Source organism: Shimia isoporae (genome assembly GCF_004346865.1).
Lineage (GTDB): Bacteria > Pseudomonadota > Alphaproteobacteria > Rhodobacterales > Rhodobacteraceae > Shimia > Shimia isoporae.
Genome location: NZ_SMGR01000003.1, coordinates 396,918 through 412,842, shown reverse-complemented (window position 1 = coordinate 412,842; position 15,925 = coordinate 396,918). Strand labels below are relative to the sequence as shown.

The 15,925-nt window shown below is 57.7% G+C and carries 16 protein-coding genes; 7 read left to right on the top strand and 9 right to left on the bottom strand.

All coding sequences use genetic code 11. The features are described 5' to 3' along the window. Nucleotides 1-122: 122 nt before the first annotated feature. Nucleotides 123-1,535 carry an adenylate/guanylate cyclase domain-containing protein gene (locus tag BXY66_RS16360; protein WP_132861455.1) on the top strand — a complete coding sequence of 471 codons (1,413 nt, stop codon included), beginning with the start codon at nt 123-125 and terminating at the stop codon, nt 1,533-1,535. On the opposite strand, the gene BXY66_RS16355 is transcribed toward BXY66_RS16360, so the two are convergent. Beyond that, nucleotides 1,532-2,665 (bottom strand): alkane 1-monooxygenase, encoded by a 1,134-nt coding sequence (locus tag BXY66_RS16355; RefSeq protein WP_132861454.1) that lies wholly within the window; start codon nt 2,663-2,665, stop codon nt 1,532-1,534. The genes BXY66_RS16360 and BXY66_RS16355 overlap by 4 nt on opposite strands. A 59-nt stretch (nt 2,666-2,724) precedes the next feature. Next, entirely contained in the window at nt 2,725-3,777 is a 1,053-nt protein-coding gene (mutY, locus tag BXY66_RS16350) for an A/G-specific adenine glycosylase (RefSeq protein ID WP_132861453.1), read from the bottom strand. 87 nt (nt 3,778-3,864) lie between these two features. On the opposite strand from mutY, the gene BXY66_RS16345 reads away from it, so the two are divergent. Both BXY66_RS16345 and BXY66_RS16340 read left to right on the top strand, forming a co-directional pair. Then, nucleotides 3,865-4,380 carry a DUF721 domain-containing protein gene (locus BXY66_RS16345; RefSeq protein WP_132861452.1) on the top strand — a complete coding sequence of 172 codons (516 nt, stop codon included), beginning with the start codon at nt 3,865-3,867 and terminating at the stop codon, nt 4,378-4,380. Continuing rightward, nucleotides 4,381-5,052 (top strand): DsbA family protein, encoded by a 672-nt coding sequence (locus BXY66_RS16340; RefSeq protein ID WP_132861451.1) that lies wholly within the window; start codon nt 4,381-4,383, stop codon nt 5,050-5,052. It abuts the gene before it with no gap. 19 nt (nt 5,053-5,071) lie between these two features. On the opposite strand, the gene lpxK is transcribed toward BXY66_RS16340, so the two are convergent. From lpxK to BXY66_RS16310, 6 genes are all read right to left on the bottom strand, one after another. After that, nucleotides 5,072-6,076, bottom strand: a complete 1,005-nt coding sequence (gene lpxK / locus BXY66_RS16335) for a tetraacyldisaccharide 4'-kinase (protein ID WP_132861450.1) — start codon at nt 6,074-6,076, stop codon at nt 5,072-5,074. Next, nucleotides 6,073-7,293 carry a 3-deoxy-D-manno-octulosonic acid transferase gene (locus BXY66_RS16330; RefSeq protein ID WP_132861449.1) on the bottom strand — a complete coding sequence of 407 codons (1,221 nt, stop codon included), beginning with the start codon at nt 7,291-7,293 and terminating at the stop codon, nt 6,073-6,075. The genes lpxK and BXY66_RS16330 overlap by 4 nt, the downstream gene beginning before the upstream one ends. Nucleotides 7,294-7,301: 8 nt before the next feature. Then, nucleotides 7,302-7,544 (bottom strand): DUF4170 domain-containing protein, encoded by a 243-nt coding sequence (locus BXY66_RS16325; RefSeq protein ID WP_132861448.1) that lies wholly within the window; start codon nt 7,542-7,544, stop codon nt 7,302-7,304. Nucleotides 7,545-7,645: 101 nt separating this feature from the next. Further along, nucleotides 7,646-8,434, bottom strand: a complete 789-nt coding sequence (locus tag BXY66_RS16320; protein WP_132861447.1) for a 3'(2'),5'-bisphosphate nucleotidase CysQ — start codon at nt 8,432-8,434, stop codon at nt 7,646-7,648. Then, nucleotides 8,421-9,767 (bottom strand): TldD/PmbA family protein, encoded by a 1,347-nt coding sequence (locus tag BXY66_RS16315; protein WP_132861446.1) that lies wholly within the window; start codon nt 9,765-9,767, stop codon nt 8,421-8,423. Before BXY66_RS16315 ends, BXY66_RS16320 begins: the two co-directional genes overlap by 14 nt. Nucleotides 9,768-9,882: 115 nt before the next feature. Further along, nucleotides 9,883-11,385 carry a DUF2125 domain-containing protein gene (locus BXY66_RS16310; RefSeq protein ID WP_132861445.1) on the bottom strand — a complete coding sequence of 501 codons (1,503 nt, stop codon included), beginning with the start codon at nt 11,383-11,385 and terminating at the stop codon, nt 9,883-9,885. A 128-nt stretch (nt 11,386-11,513) separates the two neighbouring features. Here BXY66_RS16310 and BXY66_RS16305 point away from each other — a divergent pair, with 128 nt between their 5' ends. Together BXY66_RS16305 and BXY66_RS16300 are read left to right on the top strand one after the other, a co-directional pair. Continuing rightward, the gene (locus BXY66_RS16305; protein WP_132861444.1) at nt 11,514-12,266 is read left to right on the top strand and encodes an SDR family oxidoreductase; all 753 of its coding nucleotides are present in this window, start codon (nt 11,514-11,516) and stop codon (nt 12,264-12,266) included. Next, nucleotides 12,263-12,880: an enoyl-CoA hydratase/isomerase family protein gene (locus BXY66_RS16300; protein ID WP_132861443.1), complete on the top strand. Its 618-nt coding sequence runs from the start codon at nt 12,263-12,265 to the stop codon at nt 12,878-12,880. The genes BXY66_RS16305 and BXY66_RS16300 overlap by 4 nt, the downstream gene beginning before the upstream one ends. Nucleotides 12,881-13,050: 170 nt before the next feature. On the opposite strand, the gene BXY66_RS16295 is transcribed toward BXY66_RS16300, so the two are convergent. Continuing rightward, the gene (locus BXY66_RS16295) at nt 13,051-13,356 is read right to left on the bottom strand and encodes an HNH endonuclease (protein ID WP_132861442.1); all 306 of its coding nucleotides are present in this window, start codon (nt 13,354-13,356) and stop codon (nt 13,051-13,053) included. 82 nt (nt 13,357-13,438) lie between these two features. Between BXY66_RS16295 and BXY66_RS16290 the strand changes: the two genes are divergently transcribed. Beyond that, nucleotides 13,439-14,752, top strand: coding sequence for a mechanosensitive ion channel family protein (locus BXY66_RS16290; RefSeq protein WP_132861441.1), 1,314 nt, complete (start codon nt 13,439-13,441; stop codon nt 14,750-14,752). Beyond that, the gene (locus BXY66_RS16285; RefSeq protein WP_132861440.1) at nt 14,749-15,924 is read left to right on the top strand and encodes a TIGR03862 family flavoprotein; all 1,176 of its coding nucleotides are present in this window, start codon (nt 14,749-14,751) and stop codon (nt 15,922-15,924) included. Before BXY66_RS16290 ends, BXY66_RS16285 begins: the two co-directional genes overlap by 4 nt. Nucleotide 15,925 lies beyond the last annotated feature (1 nt).

The window sequence follows — 15,925 nt, the reverse complement described above, 5'->3', positions numbered from 1 at the left end:
ATTTGTGCGGATCAGCGCTATGACTTGCCCCGCCGTTCACCGGCGGGGTTTTTTGCGAGCAAGGGGGTGTGGTAGGTAGAACAAGACCCCATCTGTGCATCACAGAGGTGAGGAGCCGAGACATGGCTGAGCAGAACGCGCCACATCAAGAGCCGGGCAATTTCCTTGATCAGTTCGAGGATTCAGAAGCGCGCGAGGATCGCTATACCGAGGCGATTTTGGAACGCCACAAGAGCGAAGGCCTTGAGCTTGCTGTAAAGGCACGCTGGATAGCGATGGCCATTGTCGGCGTGTTCTTGTTGTTTGTCGCGCCCATGCCGGCGGTGCTGTATCATGAGTTCATCCTCGTTCTGATTTGTGTGAACGGATATTTCATTCGCCGCGCCGGACGGGTGGGACGCTCTCGAACTGAGCTATTTCTGATCTTCCTTGATCTGTTCATCATGGTCTTTGGGATGCTCGGTCCAAACCCGCTGGATACGCGCGACTGGCCACCAGCGTCGGTCTATCAGTTTGATAATTTCATCTATTTCTTTGTGATCCTCGCGGTCGGCACCCTGGCCTACAGCTGGCGCACGGTGATTGCGATTGGCACTTGGACCGTCAGTATGTGGATGATCGCGCTTGGCCTTACGATGTGGTTGACGGAACCGACGCCCGGTGTGACCGAGGGCATCGCAGAGGCGTTGAAGGACTTTCCGCAATTGGTGTCTCATGTCGATCCGAACGCATTCAACATTCAATTGCGCGTCCAAGAGGCGATGGTCTTTCTGCTCGTTGCGGTAACGATGGGGCTGTCCATGCGCCGCTTTAATCGCTTGCTGCATTCCAACGCGGCTCTGGAGCGAGAGCGAACCAACCTATCACGGTATTTTTCACCCAACGTCGTCGAGGAGTTAAGCCAGAACGACGAACCGCTTAAGCAAATTAGAAATCACAACATTGCGGTGCTGTTTGTGGACATCGTGGGCTTCACGGAGTTCGCAGCCGAGCGAGAACCGGAAGAAGTGATTGGTACTCTTCGGGATTTTCATGGCCTTATGGAAAACGCGGTTTTTGCCCACAGCGGTACGCTGGACAAATACCTTGGCGACGGACTGATGGCGACGTTTGGCACGCCGAGCCCGTCCGACCACGATGCGCAAAACGCGTTGCGATGCGTACGCCAGATGATGGCCGATGTGGACGAATGGAACAATGCACGCATTGCAGACGGGCAGCCGCCTTTGCGTGTCGGCTTTGGCGCCCATTATGGACCTGCAGTTCTTGCCGATATTGGTGCAAACCGCCTCGAGTTCGCGGTCGTAGGCAACACAGTCAATGTTGCTTCACGGTTGGAAAGCATGACGCGAGGGCTGAATGCGCGATTGGTCATCAGCGACGGGATGCGCGCCGAAGTTATCCGCGAAGGTGGAGACGAATGCCTGGACGGTTTGCAGAAGTTTACCGATCAGGACATTCGGGGTGTGGCGGAAAAATTGACGGTTTGGGCCTTTGAACGACCTCTTGAACACGGTCTTTCCAGCGACACCTAGCGCGGCAATGGGTTCTTGGCCTTGTTGTAGGCATGCCAATTGGTGATTTCCGGATAATACATGCCTCGCCATTTACGAACGCGGGGGTTCATGACCTTTTTCCAAAGCGGCGGGATCATCGCTGCGATGGTCATCACAGGATAGCCAAACGGCAACTGCGGTGCGTCAGCATCTGTGTAATTTTGCAAAAGCGGGAAACGGCGGTCAGGCTTGTAATGGTGGTCCGAATGTCTCTGCAGGTTTATCAGAAGCCAGTTGGACGCTTTGTGAGCGGCATTCCAGCTGTGATGGGGCTTCACATGCTCGTATTTTCCTTCCCCCAGATGTTTGCGGGTTAGCCCGTAGTGTTCCACGTAGTTGACCAACTCCAGTTGCCAAATTGCGATATACGCTTGCCATATGAACAGTAGGAAGCCGATCCAGCCGCCAACGATGAGCGCAAAAAGCAGCATTCCGCCTTGGAGTGCCCAATAGCGAAAGAACGGGTTAGACAGGTCTGTCCAAGGAAGGTTTTTGCGTTCCAGCATCTCCTTCTCTGCCCGGAAAGCACTCTTGAAGCATCCGATCAGGACACGCGGGAAAAAGCGGTGAAATCCTTCGTTGTATCGCGCGGTCACCGGGTCGCGCGGGGTGCCGACGTAGCGGTGGTGCACCAGCAGATGTTCAGAGCGAAAATGGCTATAAAGGACCATTGCCAGAAGGATGTCGCCCATCCAACGCTCGGTCTTGTTTTTCTGGTGCATCAATTCGTGAGAGTAGTTGATCCCGATCGTGCCTGAGATCACTCCCATGCCGAAGAACAGGCCAATCGTCGCGCCGACACTGAGGTGATCGGTGTGAGTGGCAAACCATATCAGCCCGAAAAGTGTAAGAAACTGAGCGAACGGCCAAACCTTTGTAATCAGGCTGTACCAATGCAGCTGCTCGTCTGTTGTATCCAAATCGGCATTCTCGAGATTGAGACCGAGCGCGGCATCCAGACCTGCAAAAAGGTACCAAGTCGTCACGGGTACGAGCAGTACCCACCAGCCGCCGAGACCTGCGGTAATCCAGATCAGCGGAATGAGCATCAGCGACAACCAGAAAGGCAACGCGCTAGTGAGCTTTGCGACGTCTTTGGCAGGGATCATGGGCGACTCCATCGAATTTGTCCGGAGTATGAGCCGTTCCCGATGTCCTCGCAACGGCTCTATGATTTGGAATACAAGTCAAATGCTTTGCGCATTGCTGTTGGAAGGTCTGAAGGACTGAACGCGGTCTTTTCGACAAAGAACCCGGTGTCGGGACTGCGATCCATTGGCACCAACGCGGTCTTGATGGTCAAGCGCAAATGGAAATGAGTGAAAGTATGGCGCGCCTCGCCGGATAGTGTTTTCCATTCCGCACGAATTGGCCGGGAATGCGGAGGTATTTCACCTTCCTGCCAAGGAGAACCGGGCCAGCCCAGCATTCCGCCAAGAAGGCCTGAGTCGGGTCGGCGCTCCAGAAGAAATGCGCCGTCAACGCGCTTTGCAACATAGACAACCCCGTGCCTGACAGGTTTTGGTTTCTTTGGAGTTTTCTTTGGCAAATCGGCCGCGGTGCCAGAGTCGCGGGCCTTGCACGGCTCCCGCCAAGGGCAAATTCCGCACGCGGGATTACGGGGGGAGCAAATTGTGGCGCCGAGGTCCATAACTGCTTGGGCATAATCGCCTGGGCGGTCCGTTGGCGTGAGGCGCGTCGCAAAATCGGTTAACTCCGGCTTTGCGGCCGGGAGAGGCGTATGTACATCAAAGAGGCGGGCCATGACCCGCTCTACATTTCCGTCAACGACGGTAGAAGGACGGTCAAACGCAATGGCGGATACAGCCCCAGCAGTATAAGGGCCAATACCGGGTAGCTTGAGAAGATCCTCATAGTTTGCAGGAAACTTTCCCTGCATTTCGTTGGCAACAACCCGGGCGCATTTGAGCAGGTTTCTGGCCCGCGCGTAGTAGCCAAGCCCTGCCCATTCTGCCATGACGTCCGCATCTTCCGCATCTGCCAGTGCGCTGACCGTCGGCCATCTTGTAGTAAAGCGTAAGAAGTAGTCTTTGACGGCGGCTACCGTTGTTTGTTGGAGCATTATTTCTGATAGCCATACCCTGTAAGGATCTGGAGCGATCCCTGCGGCACGTTCGGCCGGACCGACGCGCCATGGCATTACTCGGGCATGGTGGTCATACCATTCCAGCAAATCGACGCTGTTTGGCTGGTCACGCAACTTTTATCCTCTCAATTGGTCGGTTTCGCTGGCACACTGGCGCGGGGCTACTAAGATAGCGCCCGACCCAAGGATGCAAGGCCGACCATGCGACGCGCCACCACGAAAGGCTTCAAACGCACTTCGACCCTGTTGCGGGACCGTATCCGCAGCGCGGGCGAAAGCCGTGGTTTTGCGGTTACGCGCGTGCTGACGCATTGGTCTGAAATTGTAGGGCAAGATATGGCCAGCGTGTGTCGTCCCGTTGATGTGAAGTACGGGCGATCAGGTTTCGGGGCCACACTCACGGTGCTTACCACCGGTGCCCAAGCGCCGATGCTAGAGATGCAAAAAGAAAAACTACGGGGCAAGGTGAACGCGGCCTATGGTTACAACGCTATTGCGCATTTGCGTATTACGCAGACTGCCGCGTCAGGGTTTGCCGAAGGCCAGGCCCAATTTGCTCCGAAAAAGGAATCCACAGATGCCCTCAAAGACCCGGATGTGGTGCGAGAAGCAGCGGAAGTTGCAGCGCCAGTGAGGGATGCGGATTTGCGGCAGGCGCTGGCGCGTTTGGCCGAGAATGTTATCGACAAGAACAAAAACTCGAAGAAAGGTTTCTAAATGAAACGACTCCTTCCCATAGTGGCGGTGGCCGTGCTAGCAATTGCCGGCGGCGCATATTGGATGAATACACAACAGTCGGCCCCGGTAGCGGGCGTTACCAACATTGAGCCAGTGTCTTCGGACGGCGCGGATGTGGAGACTTCTGGCATTGTTGAAATGATGATGGGCGCAGACGATGCGCCGATCACGATCGTCGAATATGCCTCTTTCACGTGCCCGCACTGCGCGACGTTCCACACACAGGTTTTGAAGCCTTTGAAGGCGGACTACGTGGATAACGGCAAAGTGAAGTTCATCTTCCGTGACGTGTATTTTGACCGCTTCGGTCTTTGGGCCAGCATGGTGGCTCGCTGCGGTGGGCCCGAGAAATTTTTCGGGATTACAGATATCCTGATGGAGACGCAGTCAGAATGGACGCGCGCAGGTGATCCGACTGCAATTGCCGGTTCTTTGCGCAAGACCGGCCGACTGGCAGGCCTTGATGACGACACGCTGCAGGCCTGCTTGCAGGATGAAGATAAAGCCAAGGCCTTGGTCGGGTGGTTTCAGGAAAACGCTGCTGCGGACAACGTGAGCGCGACGCCAACGCTGATCATTGACGGAGAGAAACATTCCAACATGAGCTATGACGCTCTGCGGGAAATTCTTGACGCCAAACTGGGCGAATAAAAACAGTTGCCCGAGTGACTCACGGTTGCTCGGGCAACACCCGATCCAGCATCGTATCCACTTCTGACCAATCCGAAATGTTAAGTCTCACGGGGACTGTCAAAACTTCACGGCGCATGTCTTGTGGCAAACGAACGGCGTCTTTTTCGGTGGTCACCAGCTGAGCGCCAAGGCGTTGGGCGTCCATCGAAAGACGGGTGAGGAGTTGCGGGGAAAGCGGTTGGTGGTCGTCCAGAGCTTCGGCATGAAGGATGGTGGCACCGAGGCTTCGCAATGTAGCAAAGAATTTCTCCGGATGACCAATGCCGGCAAAGGCCAAGAAGGGTGTTTGCGTCCAGTCCATGCCTGTCGGTAATGGCACTAACTCGCCCTGAACGTGAGGTAGCGAAATCGCATGCCCCCATGTTTCGGAGAAAGCTTTTTGCGCTGGAGCATCGCCGATTGAAAGTACGACATCTGCGCGCTTTAGCCCTTCACCAACGGGTTCTCGCAGTGGTCCGGCAGGGATGCATCGCCCGTTCCCGAAACCGCGTTTTGCATCTACCACGACGATAGATGCGGCCTTGTATACGGACGGATTTTGAAATCCGTCATCAAGTAAAATTACCTTGGCTCCTGCCTCGGTCGCGGCTTTGACACCCTTTGCGCGGTCTTTTGACACCCAGGTCGGGGCGAAGGCGGCAAGCAGGAGGGGTTCGTCGCCGGTTTGGTCAGCGGTGTGGGTGCGTTCATGTACTTCTACCGGGCCGTGGAGGCTTCCGCCGTATCCGCGGGACACGACATGCGGTGAAAACCCTCTCGCCTGTAGGTGTTGAACAAGAGCGATGGCGGTTGGTGTTTTGCCTGTGCCACCGGCGTTCAGGTTGCCGATGCAGATCACGGGTACTGGCGAGTGGTAGGCACTGCCCGATTTGGCAATGCGACGTCGTGTGGCCGAGGCGTAGAGACTGCCAAGCGGAGCCAGCAGCGTGGATTTCCAACCGGGGGCGTCTGGCGCATTGTTCCAGAATACAGGGGGTTTCATCCTACGACCTCGTCACCGTCCAGAAGCCGTTGAGCGTGCGCGACGATGGCGTCGGTCACTTCGGCCGTTTCGGAAATGACCTGCCAACCGGCGTGGGCCATGGCTGCCAGTTGGTCGGGCGCTGCCAGCTGGATGAGCGCAGTGGCGAGGCTGTCGGCATCACGGACGATGCGCGCGGCTCCTGCGTTGGCCAGCCGCGTGTAACTGTCCAGATGGTTACGTACGGACGGCCCATAGAGAACGGCAGACCCGAGCGCAGCAGGTTCCAATGGATCGCGACCGCCGTGGCCGGAAATCAGCGAAGACCCAACAAAGCTAACCGGCGCGATCCGGTACCACAGCCCCAATTCACCAGGACTCTCCGTTAGGAGAATTTGGGTATCTTCCTCGGGAAATGCCCCGTCGTCCCAATTCGCTACGCGCCAATCCTGTGCATGCACCTGATCCCTGATGGCCGTTGCGTGGTCGGCCCTATCCGGGACGATGACAAGCAGCAACCGATGTGACAGCCGAAGCGCCGAACGGAACGCAGCGAGAATAGCCGGAAGCTCGTCTGGATGCACGCGTGCGGCCAACCAAACAGGGCGTCCCTTCAAAGCATCACGAAGCTCCTCAAGGTCGCTTTCCACGTGTACCAACGCAGGGGGTTCTTCGGTCAGGAGGCCTCCCGGGTGGACCTCGACGTCCTCGGGCAACATCGAGCGGAAGCGTGCGACAATGGCCTTGGTGTCGGCCAGAATTACGTTGAAATGCGCCAAGGTTGCCCGAATTGGTTCAGGGCCTACGCGCCAGCGTTTGTTTTCCAGAGTTGGTGCATTGGGTTCCACCAACATGCAAGGCATGCGCTTGGAACTTGCAACTGTCAGGGCCGGGCGCAGTAGCTTGCCAAGCCAGATAAGCATGTCCGGTCGCCAATGGTGGAGGAAAGCCTCGATGTCGTCGGGGTTTTCAGTTGGGCACTCCTGCCAAATTGCCCCGTCCGGAAGGTTCTGGGCTGGCGGGGTGCCGGACGCAGTGGTGATCAGAACCTTTTGGGTCTCGTCCCGCAGATTCGCCAGACGAAGGCCAAGTTGAGCAAGGCTTCGGGCGCGGGAGGGGTCGGAACAGTGTAGCCAGATCAGCTCGCCTTTGGGTCGTTCGGCCGCCAATGGTACCGGCTTGCGCGGCTGGCGGCGTGCAAAGGCCAGATATGCTGCCAGTCCGAGCGAGCGCGGCATGGGTGGCCTTAGCCGAGTTCTTCGGTGGAGGAGGCGGCGAGCTCTTCGTCGCGCAGGCGATGAAGATGCGCTATGAAGTAGCGCATGTGTGCGTTGTCTACCGTGCGCTGCGCTTCTGCTTTCCACGCATCATAGGCCGACTGGTAGTCGGGGAAAATACCGACAACGTGGATGTCGTCCACGTCTTTGAAAGCGGTCTTTGTCGGGTCGATCAATTCGCCGCCGAATACAAGGTGCAGGCGTTGCGCCATCGTCAATCTCCTTTGAGATGCTGCGTTGCGCGCAAACTAAAGGCGATGGCGACGGGCCTCAAGGCCTGACCTGATGCAGTTTCAACTATCGGGGCAAGTGGTTAAAGTGAGTTAACAGGAGCGAGCGCATCGCAGATTTGCCGATGCAACGCGCTGCCTCCGGCTACAACGCCATTTAGTCGCGGGTCGGCTTTGTTGAAAGTGAGCGGCTCGGCCATTCGATCAGAAACTGCCGCGCCAGCTTCGCGCAAAATCAAATCACCCGCGGCAATATCCCATTCCCATGTCGGGCGAAGAGTGAGCATTGCGTCAAATCGGCCTTGAGCCACAAGAGCGAGGCGGTATGCCAACGAGGGGCGGTAGCCAAGTTTGAACCCTGGAGCTTTTGCGCGCCAGAGATCCGAATGCATGACGGGTCGTGCCGCCAAGACGTTGGCGTCCCAAATTTCGGCTCGTTGGGAAGCTGCGATCGGAGTGCCGTTCAGGGTAGCGCCGGCCCCATGCGCCGCAGCGTACATTCGGTCGCGCAAAGGTAGGAAGACCACCGCGGCAGTGACTTTGCCATGTTCTGCAATTGCGAGCGAGTGCGCCCACGTGTTGGAGCCATCGATGAAGCTGCGGGTACCGTCAATGGGGTCGATAATAAAGCAACGCGCTGCCTCGAGGCGCTCAGGTCCATCGTGGCTTTCCTCGCTGAGCCAACCATAGTCCGGACGCGCTGCTCGCAAGGTGGCTTCCAGCATATCGTTGACGGCGAGGTCCGCCTCCGTCACGGGGCCTGCACCGTCTGGCTTGTGCCAGGTTTCTGCTTCGGAGCCGGTGTAGCGGGTTGCGATGCGCCCGGCTTCCTCCGCGGCGTCGAGCAGAAGCTTCAGATCAGGATCCGGCAAGTGTGAGTCCTTCGACCAGCAGCGATGGAACCGGTCGCGACAGGTGCTGGCGCGCGTCGTTGGCGGGTACAAGAGTTCGCATCATATCGTGCAGATTGCCAGCAATCGTACATTCGTTGATTGCGTGCGTCAGTTCTCCGTTTTCCACCCAAAAGCCAGCCGCACCACGGGAGTAGTCACCGGTGTTAGGATTGATGGTTGAGCCAATCAGGCTCGTAACCAAAAGGCCTGTGCCCATTTCCTTGATCAAAGCGTCTCGAGACTTTTCTCCCTGCGTCAAGGCGACGTTCCAATTGGAGGGAGAGGGTGGCCCTGATACGCCGCGTGCAGCGTTCGCCGTGCTGCTCAGGCCAAGCTTGCGCGCGTTTGCGAGATCCAATGTCCAACCTGTCAAAACGCCGTTTTCCACGATTGCCCGGCGTTGGGTCGGCAGACCCTCTGCATCGAACATGCGAGAGCCGGTGACACGCGGACGGTGTGGATCTTCGATTACAGAAAGCGTGGTCGGCAAAACCTGTTCCCCGAGTTTTTCGCGTAGCCAACCTGATCCCCTTGCAACTGTCGCGCCGTTCGCGGCGGCCAAAAGGTGGCCGAGAAGCGAACTGGAAATTCGTTCGTCAAACAGAACAGGAAATGCACCGGTTTTTGGTTGGCGCGCGTGCAGGCGGCCCACGGCCCGTTCGCCGGCAGATTGACCAATGTCGGCGGGGTCGCGCATGTCAGACGCAAAGATGCGGCTGTCACCGTCATAGTCGCGCTCCATACCGTCGCCACTGCCTGCGATTGCAGTACAATAGGTGCCACGGCTGGTGCGTCGGTATCCGCCGGAAAAGCCGTTGCTGGCGGCTATCCAGACATCGTTGGCTGAATAACCTGCCGTGGCGGATTGCACTTGGGTGACCCCATTAACGGCCTTTGCCGCAGCTTCGGTTGCAAGTGCGTCCGACTGCAACATCGAGGGGTCAGGTTCCGCGGAAGGGTCCGAAAGCTCCAGGCAACCTGCATCCCTTTCCGCCGCCAACTGGCCCGGGTCGGCCAAGCCCACATACGGATCTTCGGGAGCTTCCTTCGCCATGGCCACGGCGCGTTCAGCCATTTCCCGAATGGCGTCGGGTCGAGCGTCCGAGATCGAAACGTTGGCCTGTCGTTTTCCGACAAGGACACGGAGTCCTAGGTCCAGTCCCTCGGCGCGCTCAGCCTGTTCCAATGTGCCTTCGCGCACCTCGATGGACAACGATGTGCCTACGACCACAACAGCGTCGCATGCTTCTGCTCCCGCGACTTTTGCGGCGTCCAAAAGCTGGTTGGTCAGGGCTTCGGGAGTTTGGGCCATTGTGTCCTCGTTTCGGTGTTTCAACTGAGTTAGACCGCTGGAAGGTCCGGTGCAAGGCGCCAGCAAAAAAGGAGGCCGCTCATGGCGGCCTCCGGATCGTTGTTTCAATCGAAGATTATTTTAGGCGCTGTCCGTTGGCCAAGACATGTCCGGCCTCGTTTATTTCGATGCGGGACGTCAGCTCGTCTTCTCCAACCGGAACCGAGAACATGCCGAGCATCATACGCGCGGGCATAGCCTGCTCCTCGGGCAGCAAGCCCATTTGGATCAATTTGTCGATCAGGCCGTTGATCCCTTTGAGCTTGACATCGATGGCACCTTCGGGACGTGGCAGCCCGTCAAACGACACCAGATCGGTGTTGTCGAAAGTGAAACTTCCTGTTCCGGAGACATCTGCGCCTGCTGCGCTGAGTTGCAGCTCGTCCAAAGACAACGCGTTCAACTCGCCAGGCGCTTCGGACATGTTTTCGTCAAGTGTCACAAGGTCTTGGAAAACGGTTGCCTTGCCAGAAAGGCCGAGAACCAGAGTTGCCGCATCCCTCGGTAGGATCGCGCCCGGATCGAACAAGTTCCAGATAAACTCAGACAATCCGATATCCGTAAAGTTAAGACCAAGGTTGAAGTCCTGTGCTTCCTCTGATGCCTTTAGCGGAACAGCAAAATCATATCCGAGTTCGCCGAAAGTTACATCGATCGGAAGGGGAATGTCCGGCGCAGCCACTGAGGCTGCGACGTCGGTTATTTTGCCGCCATAGGACATGAGTTCATCCGTCATCTCAACGTCAACGGCCCCGGGACCGGTTGTAAGATTGAGCTGACCTGGGCCTTCTTCGTCTTCGAAGGCCGCGGAGATTTGCGCTGCTTGCATCGTGAAATCTGCGACCAGGTCGAGACTGTCCGCGAACATGGCGCTGGGGTTGCTGGTGAAGCTGCCGAGCGGCATTGTGCCTTCACTTGTGCCATTCAGGCCAGCCAAGGTCATCGCGAAGTCCACGTTGTCGCCGGTGTCAGGGTCGACGCCTTTGATCATCACGGAGAGTTGCTCGGCGCTCATGCTGTCTTTGGAAGTCATTGTCTCGCCCAGCGAGAATTGGGTAGTTCCGTCGATACCATTTACGGCGATTTCACCGCTGAAATCGGAAATGGTCTCGCCATTAACGACCAGGTCCTGCAGTGCCATCGTCACGTTTTCAGCGCCATAGGCGTATGTGATCTCATCCGGGTTGCCCGAGGCAATCGTGCTGAGGCCCGCGTGGGTCATCATGATGTTGGCAGTGACCTGCTCATCGCCGTCGTCCATGCTGAAGCTGAAAGGGACGCTGTCTGCAATCGTGATCGAGACAGCTCCTTCACCGTTTTCGGTGAAAACCATCTCCGACATGTTGACCTGTGCCTGCCCGCTCTCCTCGGGCATGTCCATTGTGGCGACCAGATCCTTGATCGCTAGAGATCCGGCTCCCGCTTCTTCCGTGGCCTGAATTTCGTAGCCGAATTCTTCCATATACGCGCGCCAATTGGACCAGGCATCTTGAGCCGTGATGTCGGCGAAGACGGGCCCGCTGCAGAGGGCAATGGCTGTCGAGCCAGCGAGTAGTCGTGAAGTGAGATAAATGCGCATCTGAATAATCCTTACTGGAACAGGTCCGCGACAGAGTCCGTCTAAGGCGGCGTGTCGTCAAGTCGAAAGACTGGACCAATCGCGCCTGGCGCAGTAGCACAGGGCAAACGGCAAGGCGGGAGAGCGATATGTCTGATGTTTCTGGAAAAACTGTCATGATCACTGGCGCGAGCCGGGGAATTGGGGAAAGCGCGGCGCGCGCGTTCGCGGCAGCGGGGGCCAACGTGGTTCTGACCGCGCGGAGCGGATCAGCGATTGATGCGATTGCCGAAGAAATCGGTGATACGGCGCTAGCGGTGGCTTGCGATGTTGCTGACTACGCGCAGGTTGAAGCCGCAGTTGCCGCGGCGGTTGACAAGTTTGGCGGAGTTGATGTGCTCATCAATAACGCAGGGGTTGTGGAGCCAATCTCTCATCTGGATCAGTCGGATCCCAGCGATTGGGGACAGGTGATCGATATCAATCTGAAAGGCGTGTATCACGGGATGCGTGCGGTCATGCCGATGATGGAACAGGCGGGCGGCGGCTCAATCCTCACCATCAGTTCAGGTGCAGCTCATGGGCCGGTGGAGGCCTGGAGCCATTATTGCGCGTCCAAGGCCGCGGTGAACATGCTGACGCGCTGTGTTCATAAAGAAGCTGGCGAAAAAGGCATTCGTGCCATCGGTTTGAGCCCAGGCACGGTGGCGACCCAAATGCAGAGGGAAATCAAAGCCAGCGGGATCAATCCTGTGTCCAAGCTGGAATGGACGGATCACATCCCGCCGGAATGGCCTGCGAAGTGCCTGCTTTGGATGTGCTCCAGCGCGGCTGATGATTGGCTGGGGGATGAAATCTCGCTGAGAGATGAAGACATTCGCCGCAAGGTCGGCCTTATATGATCGACCTGATCAAAGAACCGTCGGGGCTCTGGATTGTCACGATCAACCGCCCCGACAAGGCCAACTCCCTAACCTATGCGATGTTGAGCGAGTTGGCAGACATTGCCGAGGCGGCTCGGGAGGCACGGGGCCTTGTAATCACAGGAACTGGAAAGGTTTTCTCGGCTGGCGCTGATCTTGAAGAGGCGCGCGCGGGGCTTGCGACCAGCGATGTCTGGGAGCGGTTGTCAGGTGCTGTAGCGGCGCTGCCGGGGCTGAGCATTGCGGCGCTAAACGGGACTTTGGCGGGCGGGGCAATGGGAATGGCGCTGGCGTGTGACATTCGTATTTCGGTGCCGGACGCAAAGTTCTTTTATCCTGTGATGAAGCTTGGCTTTTTGCCGCAACCGTCCGATCCGGCGCGCATGGCCGCATTGATTGGCCCCGCGCGGACCAAGCTGATCTTGATGGGCGGACAGAAAATTCCTGCAGATGAAGCGCTTGCCTTCGGATTGGTGGACCGTTTGATTGCGCGTGATCAGTTGCTGGACGAGGCACGATTGATTGCAGCGGACACATTGGCCGCCAAGCCGGAGATCGCGACCGGCATCAAAACGTTGTGCAACGGGTCATGAATGTACCGAGCGGGCGGCAGGCAGCATAGGCCGCCCGATTTTCCCTCGCTCTTTAATCCTTGGCGTTTTGGGCGCGAATCGAGTGTCTGCAAAGCGTCTGCAAAACGTCGGTATTACGTCGGTGCCAATTCGGTTTTCGCGGATCGTAAACGCGACGTGCGTTGCAACCTTCAGCGTTTGCGGCGAGCGCCAGGAGTTTTCGAGTGAAAGTCGGGTGGGCGTTTGGCCACCCACGCTATGAATTTTGCGAGCCTCGGATGGGCACGCAGAGCAGGGATTGTCGAGAAGTCTCGCGCCAGTTCGGTTTCGGTCAGGCTTGCGTGTATTTCGTTGTGACAGATCTGATGCAGCAACACCGTTTCGCCGCCTTTGCCACCACGCAGTTTTGGCACGAGGTGATGCAGGCTCTGTTTGGCATGTGCCGGAATAGGGCGCTCGCAAAGCGGGCAGGTCGGTGCATCAGTGACGTTCCCCATCGTGCTTTCCCCTCTGTTCCCCATTGTTTTGGCCCGCCCAAGCAGGCAAGAGGATTGTCAGGGTAGGTTACGCGAGGCGCGGATGGAAGGTTCAGTGATCGTCGACAAGACGCTGGAGAAATTGGCGGAGTTCTGGGAAGTCGCGCAGGGGTGGCTGTTGTCGCCGGCTGCATGGTCACAATTCGCGCTGTTGGTGGTGGCCTATGTTGCGGCGGTCTATGCAGCCAAGAAGCTTCGCCCGTTGCTTGACAAATTGCTGACGCCGCCTGCCGAGGCGGAGACATATGTTGCGCGCGCCCGCCGCTTTGTGGCGTTGTTTTTACCGCTGTTGCTGCCGTTGTTGGCCTATGTGTTTATCGGTGTTGGAGAAACGGCAACGCGGGCCATGTTCGGGTCCGGTGCTGTTATTGCTTTCGGCAAGCGTGTGTTCCTTTTCCTTGCTGTGCGTATTCTGGTGCGGGAGATCATCGCCGATCCGGTGATGAAGGTCCTGGGCAAGTATATCCTTGTGCCGGTTGCAGGCCTGTATGCGTTGGGCATTCTGGACGAGGTGATGGCTTATCTGGATGCCACAGTCGTACCGCTTGGCAATCTGTCATTCTCGGTGCTTTTTGCGATCCGGTTTGTGTTGGTCGCGGGAGCGATTTTCTGGCTCGGTCGGTGGTCGAATGACCAGTCCAGCCAGTTCATCAAGGCGCAGGACGATATGCGTCCCGCGATGCGTGAACTGATCGCCAAGACGATCGAGATTGGGATTTTTGGCGTCGCCTTCCTGCTCGTGATGAACATCATGGGCATTTCGCTCACATCGCTGGCGGTGCTGACCGGTGTGATCGGTGTCGGCCTCGGCTTTGGCCTGCAAAAGATCGCCAGCAACTTCATCTCGGGCGTAATTCTTCTTCTTGAGGGGCAGGCGACGGTTGGTGACTATGTTGAACTGGACGGCGGCGAGGCGGGGACGATCATCAAGATGACCGCGCGTGCGACGATCCTTGAGACATATGATGGGCGCTGGATTGTGGTGCCGAACGAGGACTTCATTACCACACGGGTGGTGAACTATTCGGACAGTGGCTCGGCCAACCGATACGAAGCGCCGTTTTCGGTGAGCTATGACACTGACATAAATTTGGTGCCTGACATCATCGAAAAGGCCGTGGCCAAGCATCCGGGGGTTCTGAGCGAGCCATTTCCGCCCGATTGCGAATTGCGCGGTTTCGGCGATAGCGGAATCGAGTTTGCGGTGGAGTTCTGGGTCGAGGGGATCGACGACGGACGCAACAAGTTCACGTCGGATGTGCTCTTCCTGATTTGGAACGCCTTGAAGGACGAAGGCATCACCATTCCTTATCCGCAGCGTGTTGTGGAACTCAAAACACCCTTGCCAAAGGCGTGAAGGACGCGCTTGTCATAGGCGCTGGTCCCGCGGGGCTGATGGCGGCGGACGTGATGTCTGCTGCCGGTTTGTCCGTATTGGTGGCAGAGGCGAAACCATCTGTCGGGCGAAAGTTCCTGATGGCCGGTAAGTCGGGTTTAAACCTGACCAAAGATGAACCTTTTGCGAGGTTCCTGAGCGCATATGAGGATTCCGCGCCTGCTTTGCGGCCAATGCTTGAAAGCTTTGGCCCTAAAGAGGCCGTGGCGTGGGCGGAGGGGCTGGGGCAGGACATGTTTACCGGCTCGTCCGGGCGTGTATTTCCGACCGTGATGAAGGGCTCACCGCTATTGCGGGCGTGGTTGGCGCGTCTGGACGCGCAAGGGGTCGAGATACGGACACGGTGGAGATGGACTGGCGGTGCCTATCGATTTGATACCCCGACAGGTGTCGAGGAAGTTGCACCGAGGACCTGTGTGTTGGCTTGTGGAGGCGCGAGCTGGGCGCGTTTGGGATCTGACGGAGCCTGGGCCGAGTGGATTGATGTACCTTTGGCACCATTCCAACCTGCGAACATGGGGTTTGAGGTGGCGTGGTCATCGCATATGGCGAAGCATTTCGGCACGCCGGTAAAGGCCGTCGTATTGCGGGCAGGTGACAAACAGCTTCGGGCTGAGTTTGTAATCTCGGAGCGTGGTCTGGAAGGCGGGGGGATCTACGCGGTGTCCCGGGCGATGCGAGAGGGACATCCGCTATTGTTGGACCTTTTGCCGGACCTGTCGCTTGAAGAGGTGCGTTCAAAGCTCGCAAAACCGCGCGGCAAGGCGAGCCTGTCGAACTTTCTTCGCAAGGCGCTGAAGCTGTCGGCGGAAAAACAGGCGTTGTTGATGGAATTCGCACGGCCGCTGCCCGCGGACCTTGCACCGCTGATAAAAGCCTTGCCTGTCGTCCACACAGGACCGCGGCCGTTGGACGAGGCCATCAGTACGGCGGGCGGGGTGCGGTTTGATGCTTTGGACAACGCTTTGATGCTGCGCGACCGTCCGGGTGTGTTTGCCGCAGGCGAGATGCTCGACTGGGAAGCGCCAACAGGTGGGTATCTGCTGACCGCGTGTCTGGCGACCGGAAAGAAGGCCGGCGACGGGGTTGTTTCGTACCTGAACGAAAAAAGCCGGCCCAGCGGGTCGGCCTGAG